The sequence below is a fragment of the Frisingicoccus sp. genome (assembly GCA_016298055.1).
Lineage (GTDB): Bacteria > Bacillota > Clostridia > Lachnospirales > Lachnospiraceae > Frisingicoccus.
Genome location: JAEDDO010000008.1, coordinates 23,382 through 31,107, shown reverse-complemented (window position 1 = coordinate 31,107; position 7,726 = coordinate 23,382). Strand labels below are relative to the sequence as shown.

General features: G+C 42.6%; 6 protein-coding genes. 1 reads left to right on the top strand and 5 read right to left on the bottom strand.

From position 1 onward, the window contains the following. Positions 1 to 707 (bottom strand): coproporphyrinogen-III oxidase family protein (locus QZZ35_RS01695; RefSeq protein WP_291235873.1); only part of this gene is annotated, 707 nt, incomplete at its 3' end. 141 nt (positions 708 to 848) lie between these two features. Beyond that, positions 849 to 1,733 carry a MaoC/PaaZ C-terminal domain-containing protein gene (locus QZZ35_RS01690; RefSeq protein WP_291235872.1) on the bottom strand — a complete coding sequence of 295 codons (885 nt, stop codon included), beginning with the start codon at positions 1,731 to 1,733 and terminating at the stop codon, positions 849 to 851. A gap of 218 nt (positions 1,734 to 1,951) precedes the next feature. Between QZZ35_RS01690 and QZZ35_RS01685 the strand changes: the two genes are divergently transcribed. Beyond that, a complete protein-coding gene (locus QZZ35_RS01685) occupies positions 1,952 to 3,373 on the top strand; it encodes a sigma-54 interaction domain-containing protein (RefSeq protein WP_291235871.1) in 1,422 nt (473 codons plus the stop codon). A gap of 12 nt (positions 3,374 to 3,385) precedes the next feature. Here QZZ35_RS01685 and lepA read toward each other — a convergent pair whose 3' ends face one another. The 3 genes from lepA to QZZ35_RS01670 form a co-directional block, all read right to left on the bottom strand. Then, positions 3,386 to 5,197 carry a translation elongation factor 4 gene (gene lepA, locus QZZ35_RS01680; RefSeq protein WP_291235870.1) on the bottom strand — a complete coding sequence of 604 codons (1,812 nt, stop codon included), beginning with the start codon at positions 5,195 to 5,197 and terminating at the stop codon, positions 3,386 to 3,388. Between the two features lie 73 nt (positions 5,198 to 5,270). Then, positions 5,271 to 6,941, bottom strand: a complete 1,671-nt coding sequence (locus QZZ35_RS01675; protein ID WP_291235869.1) for a sensor histidine kinase — start codon at positions 6,939 to 6,941, stop codon at positions 5,271 to 5,273. Next, positions 6,916 to 7,620 (bottom strand): response regulator transcription factor, encoded by a 705-nt coding sequence (locus QZZ35_RS01670; protein WP_291235868.1) that lies wholly within the window; start codon positions 7,618 to 7,620, stop codon positions 6,916 to 6,918. The genes QZZ35_RS01675 and QZZ35_RS01670 overlap by 26 nt, the downstream gene beginning before the upstream one ends. Positions 7,621 to 7,726 lie beyond the last annotated feature (106 nt).

Below are 7,726 nucleotides of genomic sequence, written 5' to 3'. Positions count from 1 at the left end.
CGTTCGGAATCCTCATCCGGAAGATTCAGTTTTCCTTCTTCCTCCATCTTCTCAAAAGGCGTATCCGGCTCAATAATCAGGCTGTAGGCAGAAATGTGTTCAGGTTCCAGCAAAAGAACCTGTTTTAACGTCTGCCTATAAGATTCTTCTGTCTGATTTGGCAGTGCCGTCATCAGATCCACATTTATATTATGAAAACCGGCCTCCCGTGCCCATTTAAAGCTCTGCAAAAAAGCTCCGTAACTGTGAATACGTCCGAGGGTCTTCAGCTCCTCATCCGATGTGGACTGAAGTCCGATACTCAGTCGATTAATTCCGCAAAAACGCATGGCTTTCAGTTTTGAAAGTGTCAGTGTACCCGGATTCGACTCCATCGTAATCTCCGCATTTTTCTGAATCGAAAATGTCTCCCTTAATGCCGCCATCACCTGAAAAATCTGTTTTTCTGACATAAGACTCGGTGTCCCCCCGCCAAAAAAAACAGAAATCACCGGACGGTGCCTCAACGTTTTTTTTCGTCCCCATTCTCCGATTTCCCGGCACAATGCCTCAATATAGTTCTGGGGCACAGGCTCTTTCCTCGAAGGAAGGCACGGTGTGCCTTTGAGTCTCTCATCCTCTGTTCCAAAGGACAGAAAATCACAGTACAGACACTTTTTTACACAGAAGGGTATGTGGATATATAATTCCAACGGTTCTCTCTGCATTCTCTGTCTCCTCCTTTTCTTCTGTCCATTGTAGCACATAATATTTATGTATAACAGAAAAACAGTGTCAAAAATAACTGGTAATTTAAGACACTGTTTTCCATCTTACTTAACTTTATATTTTTTAAAGTTTACGGAGGACTATTTCCATTCAAATACACCGCGGTCAAGTACCGGGCGATTATTTTTCGTATCAACAAACTGGAAAAGTGCTTTTCCTTCTTCTTCTTTCCAGATATGAAGTGCAACCGGTGTATCCGGAAGTAAAACATTACGCATCTGTGCAGCCATACGTTTCACTCTCTCAGGTTCTCCAGGAATTAAAGCATCAATGGCCATACGACAGGAGAATCCGAAGGAACAGAGTCCCTGAATGATCGGCTGGTCAAACTTATACTCTTTTGCATAGTCCGGGTCTACATGAATAAGATTTGTATCACCTGTCAGACGGTAAAGAAGATTCTGGACAGGGGAAATGTAATCTTCCACAACGAAATCCGGTTCTCTTGCAGGTATCTCAATCGGGTTCTTCGGCATTGGTTTTCCTCCAAAACCGCCGGCTTCATGGAAGAAAGTTGTCGAATAGTTTGTACATACAAGATTGCCTGCCTCATCACGAACGTCGACCTTTGTTTTTACAACAGCGCCCTTGCCTTCACCTCTGTCGTAAACATCCGTGATCTGATCCTGCCACTGGAAAGTACCTTTGATCGGATCAATCGGACGATGCCAGATAATCTCATGGTCCATATTCAAAAAAGCAACCGTCGGCTTAATGATCTCATCCGCAAGCATCGAAGCCGGAAGCGGCATCCACTGGTAAGGTTTAACATTTACCGTTCCCCAGTAAGGGATCGTTCCATAAGTCGGAATTGCTTTCAGATATTTCTCATAAGTATAATGAAGATCTTCTCTGTGTGCACCGACAGCAAGTGCATATAATGCAACATCACGCCAGTTATACTCCAGATAACGCGGTTCCATCTTCTTGCCAACCAATACTTCCTCTAAATTTACTTTCGTCATAATACCCTCATCCTTTCTTTTTTCTTTTAATTAATAATTATTTACAGCAAATTTTATTCCAAATTATTAAAATTAAAAAATCCCGCTGAAAATAAGCCTTTTTCCAAAAAATCCTTTGAATTTTCGCAAAAAACATATGTCATTTTTTATAATCTGTGTCATTTTTTCACTTTTTGTGATATCATAAAGACAATAATTTTGCAAAGGAGAACGTTCACATGTCAGATGATCACCGCTATAAACTCATTTTTGAAGAATTGATGGACAAATCCGAAGATGGTTTCATTGTCATTGACAGCCACGGTATTATTACGGATATCAATGACAAATATTGTGATTTCCTCGGACGTAAAAAAGAAAATATTCTTGGTCATCCTATTGAAAAAATCATTTCCACCACCTCCATGTACGATGTCATGAACCGGAGACAGCGCGGAGACGATGCGGGCAGCATCTACATGCACCCCTATGTCGGAAGTGAAACAAAAGAATCCCGCCACACCTATGCCATCGCCAACCGCTTCTGTATTTTTGATGAGAATGAACAGCTCATCGGTGCCATGGCCCAGATGAAATTTAAAGAACGCTCACTGGATATTGCTCAGGAAGTTCTGAAAGCAGAACATGCCTATTACAAATCCGAATATCAGAATCAAATGCTCCACACAAGCGGTTTTGACAAATATATCGGCAATGATCCCAAAATCACTGCTCTGCGTCTGATGGGATTAAAAGTTGCAAAAACCGATTTTTCTGTCCTCATCACGGGAGAAACCGGTACCGGAAAAGAGCTGATCGCCAAATCTATCCATATTGAAAGCAACCGTGCCAATGAACCGATCGTGTGCGTGAACTGCGGTGCTATACCGATGGAACTTATGGAATCTGAAATGTTCGGATATGAAGAAGGTGCTTTTACAAGTGCACGAAAAGGCGGTAAAGTCGGTAAATTTCAACTTGCAAATCACGGAACCCTTTTCCTTGATGAAATCGGAGATCTTCCCCTTCCGCTTCAGGTAAAATTGCTCCGCGTCCTTCAGGAACATGAAATTGAACGTGTCGGCGGAACGAAACCGATTCCTGTAGATGTACGTATTATCGCAGCCACCCGAAAAAATCTCCAGCAGATGATGGAAGAAGGGACTTTCCGTGCCGATCTCTATTATCGTCTGGCCGTCGTGACGATTGATACCATTCCGCTCAGAGAACATCCGGATGACATTATGCTGTATGCCAATATGTTTCTGCAGCAGCTGAATTTAAAATTTAAAACAAATGTTATCTTTTCCAGCAGCGCAAAACGCTGTCTTTTGAAATATAACTGGCCGGGCAATGTCCGTGAGCTTGACAATGTCATCTCCAGTGCCTTTATATCCAGTGACCAGCGCATCATCGGTCTTTCCGATCTTCCTTCAAAAATTTCAGACGCAGCTTCCAGGTCAGGCCACCCGGATCATATTCAGAATTCTTTAAAAGACCGGGTCAATCTTTACGAAGCCGGACTGATTCAGGATGCCTTAAGACAATGCGACTACAATATGTCCAATACAGCTCGTTTTCTTGGCATCGAGAGGAGCCTCTTATATAAAAAGATGAAAAAACTGGATATTGTCATAAAAAAAGAAGTGTGTCATAAATGACACACTTCTTTTTTATTTCTCATCCAGCTTTAATACTGCCATAAATGCCTTCTGCGGAACTTCCACATTACCGACCTGACGCATACGTTTCTTGCCTTCTTTCTGTTTTTCAAGAAGCTTACGTTTACGTGAAATATCACCGCCATAACACTTTGCAAGCACATCTTTACGCATGGCCTTGACCGTCTCTCTCGCAATGATCTTGCTTCCGATCGCAGCCTGGATCGGAATCTCGAATAAGTGTCTCGGAATCTCTTCTTTCAGACGCTCACACATCCTGCGTCCCCGCTCATAAGCCGAATCCTTATGAACAATAAAGGAGAGTGCATCCACCTCTTCACGATTAATGAGAATGTCCAGTTTGCACAGATCCGAACGGACATAACCTTTCATCTCATAATCGAAGGATGCATAACCTCTGGAACGGGATTTTAATGCATCAAAGAAATCATATATGATCTCATTGAGCGGAAGATCATATTTTAAAAGTGCACGGGTTTCTTCCATATATTCCATACCGAGATAAATACCGCGGCGTTCCTGACAAAGCTCCATGATCTGACCGATATACTCTGTCGTCACCATGATCTCCGCGCCCACAATCGGTTCTTCCATATACTCGATCTCCGACGGATCCGGCAGATTGGTTGGATTTGTAAGATCGATCACATCACCATTTGTCTTATGCACCTTATAAATAACCGAAGGTGCGGTTGTGACAAGATCCAGGTTATACTCTCTCTCCAGTCGTTCCTGGATAATTTCAAGATGAAGCAATCCCAAGAATCCACATCGGAATCCAAAACCTAAAGCAACGGATGTCTCCGCCTCAAACTGAAGTGAAGCATCATTGAGCTGAAGTTTTTCAAGCGCATCCCTAAGATCCGGATACTTTGCTCCGTCTGCAGGATACATACCGCAATATACCATAGGGTTTACTTTTTTATATCCCGGAAGTGCCTCTGAACAAGGATGTTCCACATCTGTGATCGTATCACCTACACGAGTATCTTTTAAGTTTTTAATGCTGGCTGTCATGTAACCAACCATACCCGCCGATAATTCATCACAAGGAATGAACTGACCCGCTCCAAAATAACCAACTTCCACTGTTTCAAACTCAGCTCCCGTTGCCATCATACGCACACGGGTTCCTCTTCGTATTGTTCCTTCCTTCACACGGAAGAAAACAATAACGCCTTTATAGGAATCATAGATCGAGTCAAAGATCAGGGCTTTAAGAGGAGCCTTTGGATCTCCCTCCGGTGCCGGTATCTTCTCAATAACCTGCTCCAGCACCTGATCAATATTAATACCGTTTTTCGCTGAAATTAACGGTGCATCCTGAGCTTCAATACCGATCACATCTTCAATCTCATTAATAACCCGCTCCGGTTCTGCACTAGGCAGATCGATCTTATTGATGACCGGCATTACATCCAGATTGTGATCCAATGCCAGATACACATTGGCCAGTGTCTGAGCTTCAATCCCCTGTGCCGCATCAACAACCAGAATTGCGCCGTCACAGGCTGCCAGACTTCTGGAAACCTCATAATTAAAATCCACATGTCCCGGTGTATCAATTAAATTAAAAATATATTCATTGCCATCTTTTGCTTTATATACAATACGAACAGCCTGAGATTTAATTGTAATACCCCGCTCACGTTCCAGATCCATATTGTCAAGGACCTGTGCCTGCATCTCCCTGCTTGTCAACGTTCCCGTCATTTCAATAATACGGTCCGCCAGGGTGGATTTCCCATGGTCGATATGAGCGATGATACAAAAATTACGAATCTTACTCTGATCTGCTGCCATCCTGGTCATGCCTCCATTCTATTCTTACTCATAGCATTATCTGCTCTTTCCGAATAGTATAACATGAGGACACTTATTTGTCATATATTTTTTCCGGCACAAGTGCTACTTCATTTTTTTCAGGAAAAGTTCTCTTAAAAACGACAATGGCTTTAAACATATCCCCGTCAATATGAATATGGAAGGTTCCGCCGCATGCTTCGGCAAAACTTTTGACAATGGCAAGTCCCAGCCCGTGTCCTTCGGTTGTTCGGCTTGCATCGCCCCGGGTAAATCGCTCTGTTATCGTCTCCTCCGTAAAATTCATTTCATAAGAAGAAGTATTTTTTATAATAGTGGTAACGTTATTCCCATCACCAAAGGCATCAATAAAAATCCGGCTTCCCTCCAATGAATATTTCAAAGCATTTTCAATAAGATTCTGATAAACGCGATAAATTTTCTGTCCGTCCGTAAGCACATACAGCGGTTCTTCCGACAACTGCTTTCGGATCACCCGGTTTGACGCAATGATCCTTTCCTCCATATCCCCCATCGTCTGACGGATCAGCGTACATATATCGACCATCTCTATATGCAGATCCATATTGCCGCTCGTCGCTTTAGAAATTTCAAAAACTTCCTGGATCATATATTTGAGACGCTCCGATTTTTGTGACAAAATATCCACATAATCTCTCGCTTCATCACTCAATTCTGTTTTCTTAAGCAGATCAATATAACCGATGATGGATGTCAGCGGTGTTTTCAGATCATGGGAAACATTGGTGATCAGATCCACTTTCATCTTTTCACTTTTTACCTGGCGTTCAACACTGCTGTTCAGATTTTCATAAACATGCGTCAGATCTTCTCCCGCAGCGTAAAGCATGGAATCATCGGGGACTGCGCTCTCCTTAAGTGTATTACCGTCAGAGACCTCATGTATTTCTTTTATAAGAATTCCCACATCATCCATAAAACTTTTGTGCTGATGAAGCCATATGAAAATAATGACCGTCCCCGCTATAATAAAGAATGCGATTAAAAGCCGCATAGCGCCGCCGGATATCACACACAGCATACTGAGAAGAGCAATCATGACCAGAACGCCGGAGAGAACCGTCATCTCTTTATATACTTTTTGCTCAAATGCATATTTCTTCTGATAATTCAGACGTTTTTTCCGATACCACTCCCGTAAACGGATACAGTAGGATTTCAGAAGTACGGATTGACGCATCTCCGGCATTTTTAAATGCTGGATGATAATCATGAGAAATGCCACATTGACAGCCGCAAGAGGCAAAAACAAACCAACAAAACGTTCATCCGCAAAATAGGTTCCCGCCCAGTTCCCGTCCCAGTCATAATAGGACATGATACAATAACCCAGACCAGCAGCCAGAATGAACACGGATATCAGAAATATGACGCCATAAAACAGGATGAGAACATCACAGTTCCATCTTTTAAACCAGTTCATGAAAAAAGGTCTGGTCGTGTCCCGGTCAATCCGTTTAATGAGGCTCACCCACAAAAAAACATTGACTCCCACACAAAAATAAAAATACAATGCGGTCGTATATATATCATAGTACATCCATGATATAAACACATCCGCCAGTACTGTCAAAAAGACAACCGAAAGTATGTACAATCCTCTCATCGACATACACTTGTCCCTCAAATACCAGAAAAGCCGTTTTAAAAGTCCCGGCTTTTTCGGCCCGTACATCTCATACTTTTTCCATCTTATAGCCAATACCCCACACCACCTTTAAATATTTTGGATTTTTCGGGTCAATCTCTATCTTCTCGCGAATTCGGCGGATATGTACCATAACTGTATTCTCCACGGCATAGGCATCCTCATTCCATACCCGGCTGTAAATCTCCTCCGCTGAAAACACCCGCCCCGGATAGGACATCAGCAATTCAACGATCTTATATTCTGTTGCAGTGAGCCGGACTTCATCTCCTGTCACATACATCTGTTTTTGATCCTTATTCAGGACCAGATCACCGAGATGGATCTCTTCACTGCCCGGTTCCATATCCTTTGCAGATCCCAGTGTCATATACCTGCGAAGCTGAGCTTTTACCCGGGCCACCAGTTCTTCCGTACTGAAAGGCTTGCTCACATAATCGTCTGCCCCCATAGAAAGTCCGATAATCTTATCACTCTCCTCCGTCTTTGCCGATAAAATGATGACCGGAATATTTTTTGTTTCACGGATCTTCATAAGTGCAGAAAGTCCATTCAGCTTTGGCATCATCACATCCATAATGATCAGATGGACCGCATGCTCCACAATAATATCCAATGCCTCCAGCCCGTCATAAGCTTTCAGTGTCTCATATCCCTCAAGTTCCAGTAATTTCGAAATTGCCCGAACAATTTCTCTGTCGTCATCCACCACAAGGATGGTCTGTTTCTTCATCTGTCTATCCCCCCGATACATATCTTTTGTTACCAATTGTATAGTAACAATATTTTTTAACATATCCATCTATGTTTTTCTTTCAATTTTCTTAAGTTCTCTCTCC